Source organism: Blastococcus sp. SYSU DS0669 (assembly GCF_054050895.1).
This window is the reverse complement of record NZ_JBJHAE010000005.1, coordinates 164,211-185,090: the sequence shown is the minus strand read 5'-3', so window position 1 is coordinate 185,090 and position 20,880 is coordinate 164,211. Positions and strand designations below refer to the sequence as shown.

At 74.0% G+C, this 20,880-nt stretch carries 18 protein-coding genes; 7 read left to right on the top strand and 11 right to left on the bottom strand.

All coding sequences use genetic code 11. The annotated features are described in order from the left end of the window. Positions 1–58 precede the first annotated feature (58 nt). Positions 59–1,450, top strand: a complete 1,392-nt coding sequence (locus tag ACI792_RS08260; protein WP_456602167.1) for a neutral zinc metallopeptidase — start codon at positions 59–61, stop codon at positions 1,448–1,450. A gap of 9 nt (positions 1,451–1,459) precedes the next feature. Here ACI792_RS08260 and ACI792_RS08255 read toward each other — a convergent pair whose 3' ends face one another. From ACI792_RS08255 to ACI792_RS08245, 3 genes are all read right to left on the bottom strand, one after another. Then, on the bottom strand, positions 1,460–2,422 hold the full coding sequence (locus ACI792_RS08255; RefSeq protein WP_456602166.1) for a tetratricopeptide repeat protein: 963 nt from the start codon (positions 2,420–2,422) through the stop codon (positions 1,460–1,462). A gap of 164 nt (positions 2,423–2,586) precedes the next feature. Beyond that, positions 2,587–4,266, bottom strand: a complete 1,680-nt coding sequence (locus ACI792_RS08250) for an acyl-CoA mutase large subunit family protein (RefSeq protein WP_456602165.1) — start codon at positions 4,264–4,266, stop codon at positions 2,587–2,589. A gap of 39 nt (positions 4,267–4,305) precedes the next feature. Then, on the bottom strand, positions 4,306–4,821 hold the full coding sequence (locus tag ACI792_RS08245; RefSeq protein WP_456602164.1) for a MarR family winged helix-turn-helix transcriptional regulator: 516 nt from the start codon (positions 4,819–4,821) through the stop codon (positions 4,306–4,308). A 209-nt stretch (positions 4,822–5,030) separates the two neighbouring features. Between ACI792_RS08245 and ACI792_RS08240 the strand changes: the two genes are divergently transcribed. Then, positions 5,031–5,606, top strand: a complete 576-nt coding sequence (locus ACI792_RS08240; protein WP_456602163.1) for a cupredoxin domain-containing protein — start codon at positions 5,031–5,033, stop codon at positions 5,604–5,606. Positions 5,607–5,705: 99 nt separating this feature from the next. Here ACI792_RS08240 and ACI792_RS08235 read toward each other — a convergent pair whose 3' ends face one another. Genes ACI792_RS08235 through ACI792_RS08225 form a run of 3 tightly spaced genes read right to left on the bottom strand, consistent with a single transcriptional unit; the run spans position 5,706 to position 9,432 of the window. Next, on the bottom strand, positions 5,706–7,175 hold the full coding sequence (locus ACI792_RS08235; RefSeq protein WP_456602162.1) for a phytoene desaturase family protein: 1,470 nt from the start codon (positions 7,173–7,175) through the stop codon (positions 5,706–5,708). A 44-nt stretch (positions 7,176–7,219) separates the two neighbouring features. Beyond that, complete coding sequence (gene meaB, locus ACI792_RS08230) at positions 7,220–8,245, bottom strand: methylmalonyl Co-A mutase-associated GTPase MeaB (protein WP_456579139.1); 1,026 nt, start codon at positions 8,243–8,245, stop codon at positions 7,220–7,222. Then, positions 8,242–9,432 (bottom strand): acetyl-CoA C-acetyltransferase, encoded by a 1,191-nt coding sequence (locus tag ACI792_RS08225; RefSeq protein ID WP_456602161.1) that lies wholly within the window; start codon positions 9,430–9,432, stop codon positions 8,242–8,244. Before ACI792_RS08225 ends, meaB begins: the two co-directional genes overlap by 4 nt. A gap of 203 nt (positions 9,433–9,635) precedes the next feature. Between ACI792_RS08225 and mce the strand changes: the two genes are divergently transcribed. From mce to ACI792_RS08205, 4 genes are all read left to right on the top strand, one after another. Then, complete coding sequence (mce, locus tag ACI792_RS08220) at positions 9,636–10,106, top strand: methylmalonyl-CoA epimerase (RefSeq protein ID WP_456602160.1); 471 nt, start codon at positions 9,636–9,638, stop codon at positions 10,104–10,106. 98 nt (positions 10,107–10,204) lie between these two features. After that, on the top strand, positions 10,205–11,536 hold the full coding sequence (ccrA, locus tag ACI792_RS08215; RefSeq protein WP_456602159.1) for a crotonyl-CoA carboxylase/reductase: 1,332 nt from the start codon (positions 10,205–10,207) through the stop codon (positions 11,534–11,536). 199 nt (positions 11,537–11,735) lie between these two features. Next, positions 11,736–12,986 carry a hypothetical protein gene (locus ACI792_RS08210; protein WP_456602158.1) on the top strand — a complete coding sequence of 417 codons (1,251 nt, stop codon included), beginning with the start codon at positions 11,736–11,738 and terminating at the stop codon, positions 12,984–12,986. Between the two features lie 32 nt (positions 12,987–13,018). Beyond that, complete coding sequence (locus ACI792_RS08205; RefSeq protein WP_456602157.1) at positions 13,019–14,263, top strand: class F sortase; 1,245 nt, start codon at positions 13,019–13,021, stop codon at positions 14,261–14,263. Between the two features lie 58 nt (positions 14,264–14,321). Here the strand turns inward: ACI792_RS08205 and ACI792_RS08200 are convergent, their stop codons facing one another. The 3 genes from ACI792_RS08200 to nucS form a co-directional block, all read right to left on the bottom strand. Continuing rightward, a complete protein-coding gene (locus tag ACI792_RS08200) occupies positions 14,322–14,627 on the bottom strand; it encodes a hypothetical protein (RefSeq protein WP_456579145.1) in 306 nt (101 codons plus the stop codon). Positions 14,628–14,630: 3 nt separating this feature from the next. Continuing rightward, positions 14,631–16,412, bottom strand: coding sequence for a 3-hydroxyacyl-CoA dehydrogenase family protein (locus ACI792_RS08195; protein ID WP_456602156.1), 1,782 nt, complete (start codon positions 16,410–16,412; stop codon positions 14,631–14,633). A 103-nt stretch (positions 16,413–16,515) separates the two neighbouring features. Further along, on the bottom strand, positions 16,516–17,187 hold the full coding sequence (gene nucS / locus ACI792_RS08190) for an endonuclease NucS (RefSeq protein WP_456602155.1): 672 nt from the start codon (positions 17,185–17,187) through the stop codon (positions 16,516–16,518). 392 nt (positions 17,188–17,579) lie between these two features. Here nucS and ACI792_RS08185 point away from each other — a divergent pair, with 392 nt between their 5' ends. After that, a complete protein-coding gene (locus ACI792_RS08185) occupies positions 17,580–18,488 on the top strand; it encodes a hypothetical protein (protein WP_456602154.1) in 909 nt (302 codons plus the stop codon). Between the two features lie 49 nt (positions 18,489–18,537). On the opposite strand, the gene ACI792_RS08180 is transcribed toward ACI792_RS08185, so the two are convergent. Both ACI792_RS08180 and ACI792_RS08175 read right to left on the bottom strand, forming a co-directional pair. Continuing rightward, a complete protein-coding gene (locus ACI792_RS08180; protein WP_456602153.1) occupies positions 18,538–19,884 on the bottom strand; it encodes a dicarboxylate/amino acid:cation symporter in 1,347 nt (448 codons plus the stop codon). Positions 19,885–20,072: 188 nt separating this feature from the next. Beyond that, on the bottom strand, positions 20,073–20,843 hold the full coding sequence (locus ACI792_RS08175) for an enoyl-CoA hydratase-related protein (RefSeq protein WP_456602152.1): 771 nt from the start codon (positions 20,841–20,843) through the stop codon (positions 20,073–20,075). Positions 20,844–20,880 lie beyond the last annotated feature (37 nt).

The window sequence follows — 20,880 nt, the reverse complement described above, 5'->3', positions numbered from 1 at the left end:
GCTGTGCTCGCGCGGCCTCCCGGACGCGCGAGCACAGGGCACCTGGAGGAAGCACCGGATGAGACGGCTGCTGCACCGGGTGGCCCCTGTGGTCGTCGCGGGGCTCGTGCTCACCGGTTGCGCCACCGGCACGGTGCGCGGTCAGGCGATGCCCCCGGGCGGTGCCCCGACCGACGCTGGCGCCGACGAGTTCCCGATCACCGGGGTGGGCGAGCAGCCGATCGACCAGTTCGCCCGCAACGCCCTCGCCGACCTCGAGACCTTCTGGACGCAGGCCTACCCCGAGTACTTCGGCGGGGAGTACACGCCGCTGGAGGGCGGCTACTTCTCGGTCGACTCCGAGAACCTCGACGAGAGCGCCTACCCGGAGACCGGCATCGGCTGCGAGGGCTCGTACACCGCGCCGGAGGACGTGGCCGGCAACGCCTTCTACGACCCGGTCTGCGACGTGATCGCCTACGACCGCGCGCTGCTGCAGGAGCTCTCCGACGACTACGGCCGCTTCCTCGTGCCGGTGATCATGGCCCACGAGTTCGGGCACGCGATGCAGGGGCGGTTCGGGTTCGCCGAGTCCGGCCGGAGCATCCAGGACGAGACCCAGGCCGACTGCCTGGCCGGTGCGTGGACGCGCTGGGTCGCCGAGGGGGAGGCGGACCACCTCTCGCTGCGCGAGCCGGAGCTCGACGACGTCGTCCGGGGGTTCCTCCTGCTCCGCGACGACGTGGGCAGCGACCCCGACGACGTCGAGGCGCACGGCTCGTACTTCGACCGGGTCTCGGCGTTCTACGACGGGTTCGAGAGCGGCCTGGGTGTCTGCCGCGACGCCTTCGGCGAGGACCGGCTGTTCACCGCCGCCGAGTTCACCCCGACGGACCTCAACCAGGGGAACGCGGAGTTCGCCGACATCGTCGACTGGGTCGGCGCCACCCTGCCCGCCTTCTGGGGCGAGGTCTTCCCCACCGCCTTCGGCGAGGAGTTCCAGGAGCCCGCGATCGCCGGGTTCGACGGCCGGGCGCCGGGCTGCGACGGGCTCCGCGACCGGGACCTGGGCTACTGCGCCGAGGAGCTCACCGTCTACATCAGCGAGAGCGACCTGGCAGTGCCGGCCTACGACGAGATCGGCGACTTCGCCCTGGCCACCGCCATGGCGCTGCCCTACGCGATGGCGGTGCGGGAGCAGGCCGGGCTCTCGGTCGACGACGCCGAGGCGACCCGGTCGGCGGTCTGCCTCACCGGCTGGTACCAGGCGCAGTGGTACAACGCCGAGTTCGTCGACGTCGTCGAGGCCGAGATCAGCCCCGGCGACCTCGACGAGGCCGTCCAGTTCCTGCTGCGGTACGGCGTCGAGGAGCAGGTCTTCCCCGACGCCGACGCCTCGGGGTTCGAGCTGGTCGGCGCCTTCCGGTCCGGCTTCCTGGAGGGCGGCGGGGCCTGCGGGATCGCGGGCTGAGCCCCGCCGTCAGAAGAGCGCGGCGGTGAGCTGACGGCGGGCCGACGCGACGCGGGGGTCGGCGTCGCCGACGACGGCGAAGAGCTCGACCAGGTGCTTGCGCGCCGCGTCCCGGTCCTCGCCCCCGGTGCGGCGGACCACGTCGAGCAGCCGGTCGAAGGCCGCCTCGATGTTGCCGGTGCCCAGGAGGAAGTCGGCGGCCCGGGTCTGCGCGGCGACGTCGTCGGGCGCGGCGTCAGCGGCGGCCAGCGCGTCCGGGCCCGCTTCCTCGGCCCGGCGGAACAGCTGCACCTGGCGCAGCGCGATGCCGGCGTCGGGGTGTTCGGGCTCCTCGGCCAGGATCGCCTCGTAGGCGGCCTCGGCCGCGGCGAGGTCTCCGCGCTCGAGGGCGGCCTCGGCGGCGTCCAGTCGCGGGTCCTCCGCCTCCTCCTGCGCCTCGGCGCCGGGGACCGCGCCCCCGGTGGTGGCCTGCACCAGCTCGGTGACGAACTGGCGGGCCTGCTCCTCGGGGATCGCGCCGGTGAACTCGGCGACCAGCTGCCCCTGCCACACCGCCTTGACGGCGGGGATCCCCTGGACGCGCAGCCCCTGCGCCAGCGCCGGGTTGGCCTCGACGTCGACCTTCGCCAGCACCCAGGAGCCGCCACCCTCGACGGCCAGCCGCTCGAGCACCGGGGAGAGCTGCTTGCACGGCCCGCACCACTCGGCCCACAGGTCGAGCACGACCGGCACCTGGAACGACCGGTCCAGCACCTCGGCCTGGAAGGTGGCCTCGGTGACGTCGACGACCGCACCGCCCGGTGCGCCCGCCGGGGCGGCGGCGCTCGGCGGCGGGGCGGCCTGGGCGCGCGCCGCGGCCTCCGAGCGGGCCTTGACGGCGGCGAGGTCGACGGCGCCGGCCATGGCGGCGGCCATCTGGGCCTGCTGTGCCTGCGCGCGCGGGTCGGGACGTCCGGGGCGGGTGGGCTGCATGCACCTATTGTCGCCCTTCGGGCGCCGACCGCGGCCAGGTGCCCTCCGGACCTGCGTGGAGCCGTCCCGTCGCCCCACGCGGGGAGACTCCGGCCCGGCCCCGCGGGACGACCCTCGCGGAGCGGCCCCCGGTTCTTCCTCGGGGACGCTCCGGGCCCCGCTCGTCAGAACCGGGCGGGCTCGGTGTAGCCACCCCACTCGGCGCGCAGGGCGTCGCAGATCTCGCCGAGCGTCGCCTCCGCGCGCGCGGCGTCGAGCATCGCGGGGACCATGTTCGCCTCCGTCCGCGACACCTCGACCATCCGCGCGACGGCCGCGCGGGCGGCGTCGTCGTCCCGCTGCCGCCGGCGGCCGGCCAGCTCGGCCTTCTGCTCGACCTCCACCTCGTGGCTGACCCGCAGGATGTCCAGCTTGTCGTGGGCATCGACGGAGCCGGTGAGCGTGTTCACGCCGACCACCTTCTTGTCGCCCTTCTCCAGCGCCCGCTGGTAGACGAACGCCGCCTCGGCGATCTCGCCGGTGAACCAGCCGTCCTCGATGCCGCGCAGGATGCCCGAGGTGATCGTCCCGTCGGTGCCCATGTCGCGGATGCGGGCGAAGATCTCCTCGGCCTGCCGCTCGAGGTCGTCGGTGAGCGCCTCGACGTACCAGGACCCGCCGAGCGGGTCGGCGACGTTCATGACGCCGGTCTCCTCGGCGATCACCTGCTGGGTGCGCAGCGCGATCTGCGCCGCCTTGGCGCTGGGCAGCGCGAGCACCTCGTCGAGGGCGTTGGTGTGCAGCGACTGCGTGCCCCCGAGGACGGCCGCGAGCGCCTCCACCGCCGTCCGGGTGATGTTGTTGTCCGGCTGCTGCGCGGTCAGGCTCACCCCCGCCGTCTGGGTGTGGAAGCGCAGTTGCTGAGCCTTCTCCGTCCGTGCGCCGTAGACGTCGCGCAGCCAGCGCGCCCAGATGCGGCGGGCGGCCCGGAACTTGGCGATTTCCTCGAAGAAGTCGATGTGCGCGTCGAAGAAGAAGGAGAGGCCGGGCGCGAAGGTCTCGATGTCCAGCCCCCGGTCCAGGCCCAGCTCCACGTAGGCGAAGCCGTCGGCCAGCGTGTAGGCGAGCTCCTGCGCGGCGGTCGAGCCGGCTTCGCGGATGTGGTAGCCCGAGACGCTGATCGGCTTGTACGCCGGGATGTGCTCGGCGCAGTACTCCATGAGGTCGCCGATCAGGCGCAGGTGCGGCTCCGGGGGGAAGAGCCACTCCTTCTGCGCGATGTACTCCTTGAAGATGTCGGTCTGCAGCGTGCCGTTGAGCCGGCCGATGTCGGCCCCCTGGCGCTCGGCGGCCACCAGGTACATGCAGAAAACCGGGACGGCGGGGCCGCTGATGGTCATCGACGTCGTCGTCGCCTCGAGGTCGATGCCGTCGAAGAGCGCGTCCATGTCGACGGCGGAGTCCACGGCGACGCCGCAGTGCCCGACCTCGCCGAGGCTGCGGGGGTCGTCGGAGTCGCGGCCCATGAGCGTGGGCATGTCGAAGGCCACGGACAGGCCGCCGCCGCCCTCGGCCAGGATCATCTTGTAGCGCTCGTTGGTCTGCTGGGCGTTCCCGAACCCCGCGAACTGCCGGATGGTCCAGGCCCGGCCGCGGTAGCCGGTGGCGTGCAGCCCCCGGGTGAAGGGGAACTCCCCCGGGTAGCCGATCCGCTCGAACCCCTCGACGGCGCTCTCGTCGGCCGGGCCGTACACCGGGTCGACCTCGACGCCGGAGAGCGTGGTGAAGTCCGCGTCCCGGACCCGCCCCGCGGCGAGCGCCGCGTCGTACCGCTGCTGCCACCGCTGCCGGGCGTCGTCGCTCATGCCGAGATGCTAGGACGTCCAACTATCGTGTGTCGAGCGTCACGGCGCGTCGTCCGCGACGTCCCCGGCCCCGAGCCGTACCCGGCGCAACGTCGTGAACAGCACCTCGTGCTCCTCCTCCGCGAGGTCCCCCAGCCCGAACTCGAGATCGGTCAGCGCCCGCGTCCCGTCCTCCACGACGGCGCGGCCGCGTGCGGTGATCGCCGCGAGGACACCGCGGCCGTCCGCGGGGTTGGGGCGGCGGTCGACGTACCCGGCGGCCACCAGCCGGTCGATGGCGTTCGTGACGCTGGTCGGGTGGACCATCAGCCGGCTGCCGATCACCTTCAGCGGCAGCTCCCCCGACCGGCTGAAGGTGAGGAGCACGAGCACCTCGTAGCGGGCGAAGGTCAGCTCCAGCGGTCGCAGGACCGCGTCGAAGCGGGCGAGCAGGATCTGCTGGACGCGGAACACCGACGTCGCCGCCCGCATCGCCGACGACGGGCCGAAGTGCTCCTCCCACCTCTCCCCGGCGCGTTCGATCGGGTCGAACGGCAGCCCCAGCGGTCGGACCATGCGGCGCACGGTACCGCTCGATGGGCGGGGATCCCGGCGTGGCCCGACGGCTCCCCGTCACCGCCGCCAGTGCGCGAGGGTTGCGCACGGTGGCGACCCTCCGCATCGCCGAGACCGGCGACGCGCGCCGCGCCGGCGACCCGGCCCAGGGGCACGCCGAGTCCCTAGGTTTCCTCTCCGCGGGGGGACACCCACCCCGGGAGGCTTCGATGAGGTCCAAGCTGTTGACAGGCGCGGTGGCTCTGAGCGCCGCGGGCCTGCTGGCGGTACCGGCGACGGCAGGCGCCCACGGCGGCGGCCACGGCGGCGGCCACGTGGAAGTGATCGAAGCGCAGGACGACTGCGACCCGGCCAGCTTCGACGAGGCGGTGGGACCAGGCACCTGCGTCGGTGACGGCGACACCACGTTCGACGAGTTCGTCGAGGAACTGCTCGACGACGGCGAGCACGGGAAGTGGCGGTTCCACCCGGACCGGACCACGGTGCGCCACGGCGATTCGCTGCACGTCGTGGGCGTCGGCGGGGAGTTCCACACCTTCACCGAGGTCGAGCGCTTCGGCGGGGGCTGCGTGGACGACGTCAACGCGCTGCTGGGACTCACCCCCGTCGCCGAGTGCGCCGACCTCGTGGAAGTGCAGCCCGGGGTGTCCGTTCCCCGCGGCTTCGTCGAGACCGGCGTGCCACCGGGCGGGCACCACGTGGTCGAGCACCTGGAGCCCGGGGTGCACAAGTTCGAGTGCCTCATCCATCCGTGGATGCAGTCGACGGTCACCGTGCGCAAGTAGTCACCCGACGGACCCGTCGGCGACCGGGGCAGCCACGCGGCGGACCCCTGGGGGCCGCCGGTGGCGGGGTCCGGCGGCTGTGGCCCACCGCTGCCTCGATCAGCGCAGCGGTGGGCGCAGCGGCGGGACGTGCCGCACGCCGAACACCTCGCGCAGCGCCACGCGGGCGGCGTTGTCGCCGCAGGCCCCGTGGACGGCGGGCCCGGGCGGGGTGGCCGACGACGCGAGGTACACCCCGCGCACCGGCGTCTTGTAGGTGTTCCAGCGCGGCACCGGGCGGGCCAGCATCTGGCGCAGGGTGGCCTGGCCGTTGGAGATGTCGCCGCCCCGGTAGGTGGGGTTCCACCGCTCCATCTGCACGGCGGTCTTGGTGGCGCGCTCGACGACGGTGTCCCGGAACCCGGGTGCGAACCGCTCCACCTGCCGCTCGATCGCCTCCGTCATGTCGGCGTCGGAGGCGTGCGGCACGTGCACGTAGGCCCAGAAGATGTGCCCGCCCTCGGGCGCACGGCTGGGATCCGGCACGGTCGGCTGCACGGCGAGCACGTAGGGGCGGTCGGTGAGCCGGCCCTCGTTGGGCGCCCGCTCCCCCGCGATCGTCTCCTCGAGGTCGCCGGCGACGTGGATCGTCCCGGCCCGCCGGACGTCGGGGTTGGTCCACGGCACCGGCTCCGAGAGGATCCAGTCGATCTTGAACACCCCCGGTCCGTGCCGGTAGCGCCGCACCCAGCGTCGGTAGCCCTCGTGCACCCGGTCGCCGGCCATGCGGACGAACGCCTCGGGGGTGGTGTCCAGAAGGACGGCGGGCACGTCCTCGAACTCGCGCAGGTCGGTGACCAGGTGCCTGGTGACCACCTCGCCGCCCTGCTCCTCGAGCGCCGTCACCATGGCGTCGGCGAGCCGCTGCGACCCACCCTCGATCAGCGGCCAGCCGACGTGGTGGGACAGCATCGTCAGCAGCATGCCCAGGGCCGAGGTGAGCGGCTGGCTGAGGTCGAGCATGCCGTGGGCGGCGGCGCCCCCGAGCAGCGCTCGCCCCTCGTCGGTCTCGAAGTACCGGTGCGCCAGCCAGCTCACGTTCGGCAGGCCGGTCAGCCCGAACCGCGCGATCTGCGGCACGCTGCGGGTCGGCAGGCTCCGCAGCCGGCTGGTGAGGAAGAAGTCGACGACGTCGGTGCCGTGCTCCACCAGCGGCTCGAACAGCCGCCGGTAGGCCGCCGCGTCCACGCCGAGGCCGGCTGCGGTCTCCTCCAGGGAGCGGTGCGAGACCGCCGCCCGCCCGCCGTCCAGGGGGTGGGCGTAGTTGACCTCCGGGTGCACGAGGCGCACCCCGCGCGACGGCAGGTCGAACTCGCGGAAGAAGGGCGCCGCGACGGCCAGCGGCTGCACCGTCGAGCAGACGTCGTGGTGGAAGCCCGGGCGCATGAGCTCCTCGGTGCGCATGCCGCCGCCGGGGCGCTCGCCCGCGTCCACCACCTGCACCCGCAGGCCCGCGGCTGCCAGCCGGAGCGCCGCGGCCAGGCCGTTGGGTCCCGCTCCGACGACGACGGCGTCCGGCTTCCCGTTCACCCGTCCATCCTGGCCGCCCCGCGTCGGAGCCGCCCGGTCAGCGGCTACAGCTGGCCGAGCAGCTCGTCCGCGGCGCGGTACGGGTCGGTCCCGCCGCCGACCACCGCGTCGGCCAGGGCGCCGAGCGCCGCCGAGCCGCGCACGTCGCCCATCCGCTCCCGCAGGGTGGCCAGCGCGATCGCCTCGATCTCGCGGGCGGCCCGCTCGCTGCGCCGGCGGTGCCCCTCGCCCGAGGACTCCAGCCACTGCCGGTGCTCCTCGATCCTCACCAGGACCTCGTCGATGCCGTTGTCGGTGTCGCGGGCGGCCACCGTGCGGCAGATCGGCGGGCGCCAGTGCCCGGCCTCGGAGTGCCGCCCGCCGAGGGAGAGCATGTAGCGCAGGTCGCGGACGGTCTGGTCCGCGCCGTCCCGGTCGGCCTTGTTCACCACGAAGACGTCGGCGACCTCGAGGATGCCGGCCTTCGCGGCCTGGATGCCGTCGCCCATGCCCGGCGCGACGAGCACGAGCGTGGTGTCGGCGAGCGAGGCGATCTCCAGCTCGGACTGGCCGACGCCCACGGTCTCGACGAGCACGACGTCGCAGCCGGCCGCGTCGAGGACCCGCAGCGCCTGCGGGGTGGCCCACGACAGCCCGCCGAGGTGGCCGCGGGAGGCCATCGAGCGGATGAAGACGCCGCTGTCGCCGGCGTGGTCCTGCATGCGCACGCGGTCGCCGAGCAGCGCGCCCCCGGAGAAGGGGGACGACGGGTCGACGGCGAGGACCCCGACCCGCTTGCCGGCCTGCCGCAGCGCGCGGACCAGCGCGGTGGTCGACGTCGACTTGCCGACGCCCGGGGACCCGGTGAGCCCGATGACCTGCGCGTGGCCGGTGTGCGGGGTCAGCGCGGCGGCCACCTCGCGCAGCGCAGGGCTCGCGTCCTCCACCAGGGAGATCAGCCGGGCCACCGACCGGGCGTCGCCCTCGCGGGCGCGCTCGACCAGGGTCGGGACGTCGGTGGACCGCCGGGAGCGGCGCCCGCGAGGGGCGCCCGGAGCCGGCGTCTGGACCGCGGTCCCCTCTGTCGTCACGCCTTCGCGGGCACGTGCAGGATCAGCGCGTCGCCCTGGCCACCGCCACCGCAGAGCGCGGCCGCGCCGACGCCGCCACCGCGGCGGCGCAGCTCCAGCGCGAGGTCCAGGACGATCCGGGCGCCGCTCATGCCGATCGGGTGGCCCAGGGCGATGGCACCACCGTTGGGGTTCACCTTCTCCGGGTCGATGCCGAGCTCGCGGGTCGAGACGATGCCGACGGCCGCGAAGGCCTCGTTCAGCTCGACCAGGTCGAGGGACTTCGGGTCGATGCCCTCGCGCTCGCAGGCCTTCTGGATCGCCCGCGACGGCTGGCTCTGCAGCGTGGCGTCCGGCCCGGCGACGACGCCGTGCGCACCGATCTCGGCGATCACGGTGCAACCGAGCTCGGCGGCCTTCTCGGCGCTCATGACCACGACCGCGCAGGCGCCGTCGGAGATCTGCGAGGCGGTGCCGGCCGTGATCGTGCCGTCCTTCGCGAAGGCCGGCTTGAGCTTGGAGAGGCTCTCCGCGGTGGTGTCCGGGCGGATGCCCTCGTCCTCGCGGAACTCGATCGGGTCGCCCTTGCGCTGCGGGATGAGGACGGGGGTGATCTCCTCGTCGAAGATGCCGTCCTTCGCGGCGCGGGCGGCCTTCTGGTGGCTCGCCGCGGCGAACTCGTCCTGCTCCTCGCGGGTCAGGTCGTAGCGGCTGTTCGCCTGCTCGGTGAGCGCGCCCATCGCCACCTGGTCGAAGGTGTCCGAGAGGCCGTCGTGGGCCATCGAGTCGATGAGCGTCGTGTCGCCGTACTTGGTGCCCGTGCGGGAGCCCGCCAGCAGGTGCGGGGCCTGCGTCATCGACTCCATGCCACCGGCGACGACCACGTCGTACTCACCGGCGCGGATGAGCTGGTCGGCCAGCGCGATGGCGTTCATGCCGGAGAGGCAGACCTTGTTGATGGTCAGCGACGGCACCGACATGGGGATGCCGCCGGCCACCGCCGCCGGGCGGGCGGGGTTCTGCCCGGCGCCGGCCTGGATGACCTGACCCATGATCACGTAGTCGACCTGGTCGCCGGAGATGCCGGCGCGCTCGAGCGCGGCCTTGATGGCGACACCGCCGAGGTCGGCCGCCGAGAAGTCCTTGAGCGAGCCGAGGAGCCGCCCCATCGGGGTGCGGGCGCCGCTGACGATGACCGAGCGGGACATGCTGCCTCCAGTGCCGGGCCGCCGCCGGTGGCGACCACGTTGTCGGGACGCACCGCGACGGTGGTACCGGCGCGGCGTCGGGCCTCCCGGGAAGGATAGGACGGGCGCCGGACCGGCGGCAGGGCCGGACGAGTGGCCGCGGTCACGTCCCCGGGGTGAGGCGCGCCACATCGACCTGTCGTCTCAGACGTCTTGGCGGCAATATGCGTCGGGTGAGCAACGACGCCGCCCGCCCCGGCCTGCCCGAGGGCCTGCTGACGACCATCGACCACGTGGGCATCGCCGTCCCCGACCTGGACGAGGCGATCGCCTTCTACGCCCGCGCCTTCGGGGTGCACTCGGTGCACGAGGAGACGAACGAGGAGCAGGGCGTGCGCGAGGCCATGCTCGCCGTCGGCACCGGCGAGACCAGGATCCAGCTGCTCGCGCCGCTGACCCCGGACTCCACCATCGCCAAGTTCATCGGCCGCTCCGGCCCCGGCCTGCAGCAGCTGGCCTTCCGGGTCGACGACGTCGAGGCGGTGAGCGCCACGCTGCGCGAGCGCGGACTGCGGCTGCTCTACGACACGCCCAAGCGCGGCACGTCGGACAGCCGCGTGAACTTCGTCCACCCCAAGGACGCCGGCGGCGTCCTCGTCGAGCTCGTCGAGCCGGCCCCGACCTCCGCGCGCTGACCACCCCGAGCCGCCCGGTTACCCATCGGTAACCTCTCCGCACCCGCACCGCCCTCCGAGCCTGGCCGACGACGGCCACCTATGACCCAGGAGTTCGCGTGAACGAGATCAGGGACGCCATCCTCGCCGACCAGCTGGACGCCCTCGGCGGCCTGGCCGTGCCGGAGTCCTACCGCGCCGTGCTGGTCCGCAAGGACGAGCAGGACATGTTCGTGGGCCTGACCACGAAGGAGAAGGACCCGCGCAAGTCCCTCCACGTCGAGGAGGTCGCCACCCCGGAGCTCGGCCCGGGCGAGGCGATCGTGGCCGTCATGGCGTCCTCGGTGAACTACAACACCGTCTGGACGTCGATCTTCGAGCCGGTCTCCACCTTCGGCTTCCTCGAGCGCTACGGCCGCGTCTCCGAGCTCACCAAGCGGCACGACCTGCCCTACCACGTGGTCGGCTCCGACCTGGCCGGCGTCGTCCTGCGCGTGGGCCCCGGCGTGAACAAGTGGAAGCCGGGCGACGAGGTCGTCGCGCACTGCCTCTCCGTGGAGCTCGAGGACCCGGCCGGCCACGACGACACGATGATGGACCCGCAGCAGCGCATCTGGGGCTTCGAGACCAACTTCGGCGGTCTCGCCGAGCTGGCCCTGGTCAAGAGCAACCAGCTCATGCCCAAGCCCGCCCACCTCTCCTGGGAGGAGGCCGCCAGCCCCGGCCTGGTCAACTCGACCGCCTACCGCCAGCTGGTGAGCAAGAACGGCGCCAACATGAAGCAGGGCGACACCGTGCTCATCTGGGGCGCCTCGGGCGGCCTGGGGTCCTACGCCACCCAGATGGCGCTCAACGGCGGCGCGATCCCGGTGTGCGTGGTCAGCAGCCCGGAGAAGGCCGAGATCGTCCGGAAGATGGGCGCCGAGCTGGTGATCGACCGATCCGCCGAGGGCTACCAGTTCTGGAAGGACGACGACACCCAGGACCCCAAGGAGTGGCAGCGCTTCGGGAAGAGGATCCGTGAGCTGACCGGTGGTGAGGACGTCGACATCGTCTTCGAGCACCCGGGCCGGGAGACCTTCGGCGCCAGCGTCTACGTGGCCAAGAAGGGCGGGACGATCATCACCTGCGCCTCGACCACGGGATACATGCACGAGTACGACAACCGGTACCTGTGGATGAATCTCAAGAAGATCCTGAGCTCGCACTTCGCCAACTACAAGGAGGCGTGGGAGGCCAACCGGCTCATCGACAAGGGCCTCATCCACCCCACCCTGTCGAAGGTCTACCCGATGGAGGAGGTCGGCCAGGCCGCCCTCGACGTCCACCGCAACGCCCACCAGGGCAAGGTCGGCGTCCTGACCCTCGCCCCCCAGGAAGGGCTCGGGGTCAAGGACGCCGAGAAGCGCGCCAAGCACATCGACGCGATCAACCGCTTCCGCGGGGTCTGACGAAGGACCCCGTCCCCCTCACCCCTCGCAGGCTCGGGGTGAGCCTCTGGACGGGGCCGTTCCGGTCGCCTGGGGCCGGGCCGCGCTGCGGCCCGGCCCCCTGCGCGTCACCCGGCGTGTCACCCGGGCCGCCGGGACACCTGTGGCGCACCAGGCCCAGGACGATGACGTGCCCCTGCCCTTCTGCGAGGATGAACCCATGAGCGACCCCCGCCGTGATATGCCGATGCACGAGGCCCAGCACTCGTTCGACGTGGTCCTGCGGGGGTACGACCGCAGCCAGGTCGCCGACACGATCGAGCGGCTGGAGGCGGACTTCCGCATCGCGCTCGCCGACCGCGACGCCGCCGTCGCCCGCTCCAGCGACCTGGCCAGCCAGCTCTCGGCGCTCCACGGCGAGATCGAGTCGCTGCGCCGCAAGGCCGCCAGCGCCGCCGCTCCCACGTTCGAGAACATCAGCGAGCGCATCCAGCACATGCTGCAGCTGGCCGAGGAGGAGGCGGGCGAGATCCGCCGCGCCGCCGAGGTCGACGCGATGGCCGTGCGCGAGCAGACCGCCGCCGAGGAGCGGGCGCTGCTGGAGCGCCACGCCGCCGGGCAGGCCGAGGTCGAGCGGATGATCGCCGAGGCGCGGCACAGCGCCGAGCAGATCGCGCAGAAGGCCCAGCAGCGGGCCGACGAGCTGGTCGCCAAGGCCCAGGAGCGGGTCGCCCGGCTCGACGCCGAGTCCCAGGCCCGCCGCGCCAAGGTCGAGGAGGACTTCGACATCGCGCAGCGCGCCCGCCGGGCCGAGGCCGCGCGGGTCGAGGAGGAGCGCGAGCGCGTCTCCACCCAGGCCGCCCGCCAGCGGATCTCCGCCGCCGAGCAGCACGCCGCGCAGCTGGTCGCCGACGCCGAGGCCCGCGCCGAGGCCATCCGCGAGGTCCGCGACGAGCTGACCAGCCGGCTCGTGCAGGCCCGCCGCCTGCTCGACAGCCTGCCCGACCTGGGCGACCGGGCCCAGCAGTCCCGTGACGACGCCGAGGCCGAGCGCCGCCCGCAGCCGACCGCGCGCACCGCCGAGGCCGCTCCCCAGCAGCCCGCCCGGCCGGGCGACCGGCCGCAGCAGGCGGCACCGCAGCAGGCCCCGGCCCAGCCGACGACCGCCCCGCAGACGGCTCCGGCCGCGCAGGCCGACCGCCCGGAGGCGACCGCTGATCAGTCCCCCGCCCAGGTCGCCGGCCCCCAGACGGGTCAGCAGCCGGCCGTCGCCCGGGGCGAGGGCGAGGCCGCGGCGGCCCGCCAGCCCACCCGCATCGACCCGGTGACCGCCACCTTCCCGGCGGTCCAGCGCGCCGAGCCGACCACCCGGGCGCTGCCGCTGCCGCCGCGGCCCACCACGGGCGGAACCCCGGCCGCGCAGGACGAGTCGACGACGGAGTCGGTGGACGAGCCGGTGGGCCGCTCCTGAGCCCGGGGGGCCGGCGCGGGCTCTGGCCCGTCGTGGCCCTGACCCTCGCGCTGCTGCTGGGCCTCCTCGCCGCGCCGGTACGCGCCGCGGCCGAGGAGCCCGGCGAGGGGCTGCTGCGGGTCGCCCACCTCTCCCCCGACACTCCCGCGGTGGATGTCGCGCTGACCCCCGCCGCGCCGCCCGGGGAGGTCCTCACCGACCCGGGCCCGGTGGTCGCGCCCGGGCTGCGGTACGGCGAGGTGGACGCGTACACGCAGCTGCCCTCGGGCGCCTACGCGGTCAGCATCCGGGCCGCCGGCGCACCGGCGTCCACCCCGCCGGTGCTCTCCACACGCCTCGACCTCTCCCCCGGGCAGGCGCGGACCGTCGTGCTCGCCGGCGCCTTCGCCGACCTCGCCCTGCAACCGGTCGAGGACGACCTGAGCGCCCCACCGGCCGGGGAGGCCCGCGTCCGGGTGCTCGCGGCCGCACCCGCCGCCGGCCCGCTCGACGTCCTGGTGCCCGGTGGGCCGCGGCTCTCGGCCGGGCTCGCCTCGCCCGGCGCCGGCCCCGCCGTGACCGTCCCCGGCGGTCGCTACCGAGCCCTCGTGCCGACGACCGGCGACGAGGCCGAGCTCGACCTGCCCGCCGGCTCGGTGCGCACGGTGCTCGCCCTGGAGCGCCCCGGGGGCGGCGTGGAGCTGCGGGTGGTGGCCGACGCCTCGGGGCCCGCCGTCCGGCCCGTGGGTGCGGTGGAGGCCGGGGGCGGCCCGGCCGGGCTCCTCACCGGCTGGCTGCCCCGCGCGGTCGCCGTCGCGACGGCGGCCCCGCGGCTCGCCGTCGAGCGGCTGCCGACCGCCGCTCCCGTGCGCCTGCGCGTCCCCGCCGCGGGCATCGAGGCGCCCGTGGTCGGCGCCGGCCTCGACGACGCGGGCGCCCTCGTCCCGCCGGCGGACCCCTCGAGGGTCGGCTGGTTCACCGGCGGCCCCGTCCCGGGCTCCCCCGGTCCCGCGGTCCTCGCCGGGCACGTGGACGGCGGCGGGCGCGCGGGGGCGCTGGGCGCGCTCGCCGGGCTCTCCCCCGGCGACGAGGTGCTCGTCGACCGGGCCGACGGCAGCGTGGCCCGCTTCCGCGTCACCGCCACCGAGCGGTACGCCAAGGCGGCCTTCCCGGGGACGACCGTCTACGCGCCGACCCCGGCCGCGGAGCTCCGGTTGATCACCTGCGGCGGCGCGTTCGACGCGGCGGCGGGGAGCTACCTCGACAACGTGGTGGTCTCGGCCGAGCTCGTGACCTGATGGAACGGCCTCGCTGCAGGGGCCCGCGCCGAGCTCGCGAGCGTGGGGGGGTCCTTCTTCAGCGGCGGCGGGTGCGGGAGCGCCAGCAGGCCGTGTGCCAGTGCCGGCGCCGGTCGGCCGCCGAGTCGACGTCCCAGGGCTCGAGGTCGGAGTCCCGGACGAAGGCGGGCCAGGTCACCACGTGCGGCGTGCCGGGGCGGATCTCCTGGTCGCAGCCCGGGCAGCGGTAGGACTTCCCGGTGGCGGCGCCGGTGATGGCCCGGACGACCCAGTCGCCGTCGGAGGCCTCCTCGACCTGCTCGGAACGACGGACCGGGTCGCGTCCCGGAGGACGCGACCCGGTCCGTGGACGGCGACGGGGCACCCGTCAGCGGGCGGCGTAGTCCCGGAACCCGCGACCGGTCTTGCGGCCGAGGTATCCGGCGGTGACCAGGTGCTCCAGCAGGGGCGCCGGCGCGAACCCGGGCTCCCGGAACTCGGTGTAGAGCTCCCGCTCGATCGCGAGCGAGACGTCGAGGCCGACGACGTCCAGCAGCTCGAAGGGACCCATCGGGTAACCGCAGCCGACCTTCATGGCGGCGTCGATGTCGTCGGCGGTGGCGTAGTGCGCCTCCAGCATCTTCACCGCGTCGTTCAGGTACGGGAAGAGCAGCGCGTTCACGATGAACCCGGCGCGGTCGGTGCAGGAGACGGCGTGCTTGCCGAGCTTCGCCGACACCGCGTGGATCGTCGCGGCCGCGTCGGGAGCGGTGGAGATCGTCGAGACCACCTCGACCAGCTTCATGACCTGCGCGGGGTTGAAGAAGTGCATGCCCACCACGTCGGCCGGGCGGCCGCTGGCCTTGGCGCACTCGATGACCGGCAGGCTCGAGGTGGTGGTGGCGAGCACCGCGCCGGGCTTGGCGATCTCGCCGAGGTTGGCGAAGAGCGCCTCCTTCACCGGCAGCGACTCGATCACGGCCTCGATGACCAGGTCGCGGTCGGCGAGGTCGTCCAGCGACGTCGTCCCGGTGACCCGGCCGAGGATCTCCTCCTTGGCCGCCTCCTCGAGGCGGCCGCGCACGACCTGCTTGTCCAGGGACTTGGTGAGCGCCTTCGTGACGCCCTCGACCTTCTCGGGCGAGCGGGCGACGAAGCGCACGTCGTAGCCGCCCTTGGCGACGACCTCGATGATGCCGGTGGCCATCGTGCCCGAGCCGACGACGCCTACGGTCCGCACGTCGCGGGCGCCCGCAGCGGCGCCGCCCGGCGTCGGGGTCTGCGCGTCCGCGACGACCTCGGCCGAACCGGGCTCTGCGTAGGTGTAGAAGCCGCGACCGGACTTCCGGCCCAGCAGCCCCGCGGTCATCATCTGCTTGATGACCGGGCTGGGCGCGTGCAGCCGGTTCCGCGACTGCTTGTACATCGTGTCGAGGATCTCGTAGGCGGTGTCGATGCCGATCAGGTCCATGAGCGAGAGCGGCCCCATGGGGAGCCCGCAGCCCAGGCGCATCGCGGCGTCGATGTCCTCGCGGGAGGCGTAGCGGTTCTCGTACATCGAGACCGCGTGGTTGAGGTAGCCGAACAGCAGCGCGTTGGCGATGAACCCGGCCTTGTCGCCGATGGTGACGTCGACCTTGCCCAGTCGCTCGGCCAGCGCCTCGACGGTCTCGACGACCTCGGGCTCGGTGACCACGGTGCGGACGACCTCGACGAGCTTCATCACCGGGGCAGGGTTGAAGAAGTGCATCCCGATGACCTTGCTCGGCCGGCCGGTGACCACCGAGAGCTCGGTCACCGAGAGGCTGGACGTGTTGGTCGCCAGGATCGTGTCCGGCGGGCAGATCTTGTCCAGCTTGGCGAAGGTGTCGGCCTTGAGCTCCATGCGCTCGGGGATGGCCTCGATCACCAGCTCCGCGGTCGCGAGGTCCTCCAGCGAGGTGGAGAAGCGGATGCGCTCGAAGATGGCGTCGCGGTCGGCCGGGTCGAGCTTGCCGCGGGCGACCGCCCGGTCGGTCGACTGCTCCAGGTGCCCGCGACCGCGCTCGAGCGCCTCGTCGGTGACCTCGACGGCGGTGACCGACAGCCCCGCCCGTGCCAGCACCTCGGTGATGCCGGCACCCATGGTGCCCAGCCCCACGACGCCGACCTCGTTCAGTTCCCTGGCCACGTTGCCGTCTCCCATCGCCGGTGATCGCGGGAAGTCTCTCATCACGACGACCAGCGCTCCCCGGCCCCTCTGCTCCGGCTCGGTGGGGGCGGAGGGGCCCCGGTCAGAACAGCCGCTGGGAGGGGTCGTCGGTGCCCTTGAGGACGGCGTAGTCCACGGTGACGCAGTCGATCCCCCGGTCCTGCGCCAGCACGCGCGCCTGCGGCTTGATCTCCTGCGCGGCGAAGACGCCCTTCACCGGGGCCAGCAGCGGGTCGCGGTTGAGCAGGTCCAGGTAGCGGGTGAGCTGCTCGACGCCGTCGATCTCGCCCCGCCGCTTGACCTCCACCGCGACGACCCCGCCGTCGGCGTCCCGGCAGAGCAGGTCCACCGGGCCGATCGCCGTCGGGTACTCCCGCCGCACCAGGGTCCAGCCCTGCCCGAAGGTCTCCACGTGCAGTGCCAGCAGCCGCTGCAGCTCGGCCTCGACGCCGTCCTTCTGCAGCCCGGGGTCGACGCCGAGCTCCTGGGCGTGGTCGTGCAGCACCTCGTCGATGCTGATGATCAGCTGCTCGCCCGCCTTGTTCGTCACCGTCCAGGTGCCCGCGCCGTCGGAGAGCGCCTCGTCCAGCCGGCACGGCGGGCTCATCCAGTTCAGCGGCTTGTAGGCGCGGTCGTCGGCGTGCACCGACACCGAGCCGTCGGCCTTGACCAGGAGGAGGCGGGTCGCCATGGGCAGGTGGGCGGTGAGCCGGCCGACGTAGTCGACGGAGCAGCGGGCGATGACCAGACGCACGGGCGCCGACGGTACCGGCCCGCGCCGGCGCCGCCGTCGGCAGTCACGGGGATGGGCGGGCCGATCTCGCGCTGGCACGGGGCGCACCGATGGAGAATGGGCGGGTGCCGCCCGTGAGCAGACCACCGCCGGCGACTGGGTGCACTGGCTCCTGACGCCGCTCGCGCCCGCCTGGGCACGGAGGTCGCGTGGGTCTGGCTCTTCACCGAGCGGTCGACGACTACGCGGCCGCCGAGGGCGTCGAGCACGCCGCCGAGCGCAATGCCCTGGTCACCCGCGGGGTCCGCTACGGGCAGGGCCACCTGTTCGACCGGCGGCCGAGGTCCTCCAGAGCCTCCCGGCGTGAACCCCCACGCGGAACCTCCCGGGCGCCCCTACCCGTCGTACGCGGTATGAGCACCCGTCCCCTGCGCGCCGTCACCTTGCTGGTCCTGGCCCTGCTCCTGAGCGCCTGCGCCGACGCCGCGGGCGGTGGCGCCGGCGGTGCGCCCGCCGCCGATCCGTCGCCGTCCCCCGCGGAGGAGGACGCCACCGTCGTGCTGCAGGTGAGCGAGGTCGGTGGCTTCACCACGCCGGCCATGCTGGCCGGCCGACTGCCGTCGGCGACCCTCTACGCCGACGGCCGGCTCATCACCGACGGGCCGGTCATCGCCATCTGGCCCGCCCCGGCGCTGCCCAACCTGCAGGTGTACCGGCTCGGGGACGGCGGGGTGCGCGACCTCGTCGACCGGGCGGTGGCCGCCGGTGTCACCGAGACCGGCGACCTCGGCAGCCCGCCGGTCGCGGACGTGACCAGCACCCGGTTCACCGTCCGCACCGGCGGGGAGACGGTCACCCGCGAGGTGTACGCCCTCGGCGTGGGGCCCGAGCGGGAGCCGGACGGCGGGCTGCCGACCGGGTTCGACACCGGGATCACCGAGGAGCAGGCGGCCGCGCGCGCCCGGCTCGCGGAGCTCGCCGAGGCGCTGCGCGACCCGGTCGCCGCGCTGGGTGCCGACCGGGTGTCCGGCCCCGAGCCGTACCAGCCCGACGCCGTCGCGGCGGTGGTGAGCCCCTACGTCGACGTGGACCCGGCCCAGCCGGAGCTGCCGTGGCCGGGGCCGGAGCTCCCGGGCGAGCCGATCGGGCCGGGCATCACCTGCGTGACGGCCACCGGCGAGCAGGCGCAGGCGGTGCTCGAGGCGGCGGCGGAGGGCAGCTCGGCCACCCCGTGGGTCGGGGACGACGGGTCGCGGTGGTCGGCGCAGCTGCGGCCGCTGCTGCCGCACGAGTCCGGCTGCGCGGACCTGACCGAGGGATGAGCGACGGGCCCGGACCTCCTGGGAGGTCCGGGCCCGTGCAGGAGTGTTCTCAGGCGGTCGCGGGCTCCCGCAGGTCGGCGTCGACGCCGCCGCGCTCCTCGGCCGGGGCCAGCGGGTCGACCGTCCTCGTCGAGCGGTAGCGCTCGAGGTCGAGGATGCCCTCCCGCCGGGCCACGATCGTGGGCACCAGCGCCTGACCGGCGACGTTGACCGCGGTGCGCCCCATGTCGAGGATCGGGTCGACGGCCAGCAGCAGGCCCACGCCGGCCAGGGGCAGGCCGAGGGTGGAGAGCGTGAGGGTCAGCATGACCACCGCGCCGGTGACGCCCGCGGTGGCGGCCGAGCCGATGACCGACACCAGGGCGATGAGCAGGTAGTCGGTGAGGCCCAGGTCCACCCCGAAGAACTGGGCGACGAAGATCGCCGCGAGCGCGGGGTAGATCGCCGCGCAGCCGTCCATCTTCGTCGTCGCGCCCAGCGGGACGGCGAACGAGGCGTAGGACCGCGGGACGCCGAGGTTCTGCTCGGTCACCCGCTCGGTCACCGGCAGCGTGCCGATCGAGGAGCGCGAGACGAAGGCCAGCTGGATCGCCGGCCAGGCGCCCGCGAACCAGCGCAGCGGCGAGAGGCCGTGGGCGCGCAGGAGCACCGGGTAGACGACGAAGAGCACGATCGCCAGACCCGCGTAGACGGCCCCGGCGAAGACGCCGAGCGAGCCCAGGGACTCCCAGCCGTAGCTGGCGACGGCGTTGCCGATCAGGCCGACGGTGCCCAGCGGCGCCAGGAGGATGACCCACCACAGCACCTTCTGGACGACGGCGAGCGCCGATCGGACGACGCCGAGGAAGGGCTCGGCTGCCTCGCCGACCTTGAGCACCGCGATGCCGATGACGGCGGCGATGACGATCAGCTGGAGGACGTTGAACGACAGGGCACCCTCCGCGGAGCCCTGCAGGCCCAGGATGTTGCCGGGGACGATGCCGTTGAGGAAGTCGAACCAGGAGCCGGTGCGGCCGGGGTCGGCCTGCGCCGCGGCGTCGACCGAGCTGTTGCGGCCGGGCTGGGTGAGCAGGCCGAGCCCGATCCCGATGGCGACGGCGATCAGCGCGGTGATCGCGAACCAGAGCAGCGTCTGGGCGGCGAGCCTCGCGGCGTTGGAGACCTGCTTGAGGTTCGCGATGCTGACGATCACCGCGGTGACGATCAGCGGCGGGACGAGGGTCTTCAGCAGCGTGACGAAGGTGCCGCCGATGGTCTGGAGGGTGCTGGTGAGCCAGTTGGGCGAGCCGTCGGCGACGGGACCGATCTCACGGGCGACGAAGCCGAGGGCGACGCCCACGACCAGGGCGAGGAGGACCTGCGCCGCGAAGGGCACGCGGCGGAGACGAGCGAGCACGGGGGTGTTTCCGTTCTGGATGAGAGATGACCGGGCGGGGCGCGTCAGCCCCGACAGCGGTCCACCGTCACGCGGCCGAAGTCGACGGTCCGCCGCCGCGTCAGGCACCAGATGTTCTGCACGCGTGGGTCAGGGCTTCCCGGCGCCCGCGCATTCCGCGCTGTGGCCGGCTTCACCGTGGTCCTTCTTCAGTCCGGCCAGACGGGGCGGCGCTTCTCCAGGAAGGAGGCCATGCCCTCGCGCGCGCCGGGCAGCTGGCTCGCCGCCGCCATGACCTCGATCGCGGTCGCGTAGGCGTCGCGCTCGGGGCGGTCCAGCTGGGCGTACATCGTCTGCTTGCCCCAGGCCTTGCTCGCCCGCGAGCCACGGGTGGCCCGCTCCACCAGCTCGTCGACGGCGGCGTCCAGCTCGGCGTCGGGCACCACGCGGTTCACCAGCCCCCAGTCCAGCGCCGTCGCGGCGTCGATGACGTCGCCGGTCAGCGCCAGCTCCATGGCGCGCTTGCGGCCGACGTTGCGGGCGATCGCCACCATGGGCGTGTGGCAGAACCAGCCGCCCTTGCCGCCGGGGGCGGCGAAGCCCGCGGATTCTGCGGCGACGGCGAGGTCGCACGAGGCCACCAGCTGGCAGCCGGCCGCCGTCGCGAGGGCGTGCACCCGCGCCACGACGACCTGCGGCACGTCTTGGACGGTCTGCATCAGCTCGGTGCACAGCTGCAGCAGGCTGCGCACCTCGGGCAGCGAGGCCCCGGCGACGTCGGCGAAGTCGTGGCCCGCGCTGAACACCGGACCCTCGGCGCCGAGCACGACGGCCGCGGCGTCGCTCTCGCCCGCCTCGGTGACCGCGGCGAGCAGCTGCGTGAGGTGCTCGCGGGAGAGCGCGTTGCGCTTCCCCGCGCGCGTCATCGTGATGCGGACGACGTCGCCGTCGCGCTCGACCCGGGGTGCACCGTCAGCCATGCCCCGACCCCACCATGCCCGGCCCCGGTCGGCAACG

Excerpts from the sequence above, each read along its gene's own strand:
- ACI792_RS08260 (WP_456602167.1), top strand. The coding sequence starts at position 59 with ATGAGACGGCTGCTGCACCGGGTGGCCCCTGTGGTCGTCGCGGGGCTC.
- ACI792_RS08255 (WP_456602166.1), bottom strand. The coding sequence starts at position 2,422 with ATGCAGCCCACCCGCCCCGGACGTCCCGACCCGCGCGCGCAGGCACAG.
- ACI792_RS08250 (WP_456602165.1), bottom strand. The coding sequence starts at position 4,266 with ATGAGCGACGACGCCCGGCAGCGGTGGCAGCAGCGGTACGACGCGGCG.
- ACI792_RS08245 (WP_456602164.1), bottom strand. The coding sequence starts at position 4,821 with ATGGTCCGACCGCTGGGGCTGCCGTTCGACCCGATCGAACGCGCCGGG.
- ACI792_RS08240 (WP_456602163.1), top strand. The coding sequence starts at position 5,031 with ATGAGGTCCAAGCTGTTGACAGGCGCGGTGGCTCTGAGCGCCGCGGGC.
- ACI792_RS08225 (WP_456602161.1), bottom strand. The coding sequence starts at position 9,432 with ATGTCCCGCTCGGTCATCGTCAGCGGCGCCCGCACCCCGATGGGGCGG.
- mce (WP_456602160.1), top strand. The coding sequence starts at position 9,636 with ATGCGTCGGGTGAGCAACGACGCCGCCCGCCCCGGCCTGCCCGAGGGC.
- ACI792_RS08210 (WP_456602158.1), top strand. The coding sequence starts at position 11,736 with ATGAGCGACCCCCGCCGTGATATGCCGATGCACGAGGCCCAGCACTCG.
- ACI792_RS08185 (WP_456602154.1), top strand. The coding sequence starts at position 17,580 with ATGAGCACCCGTCCCCTGCGCGCCGTCACCTTGCTGGTCCTGGCCCTG.
- ACI792_RS08175 (WP_456602152.1), bottom strand. The coding sequence starts at position 20,843 with ATGGCTGACGGTGCACCCCGGGTCGAGCGCGACGGCGACGTCGTCCGC.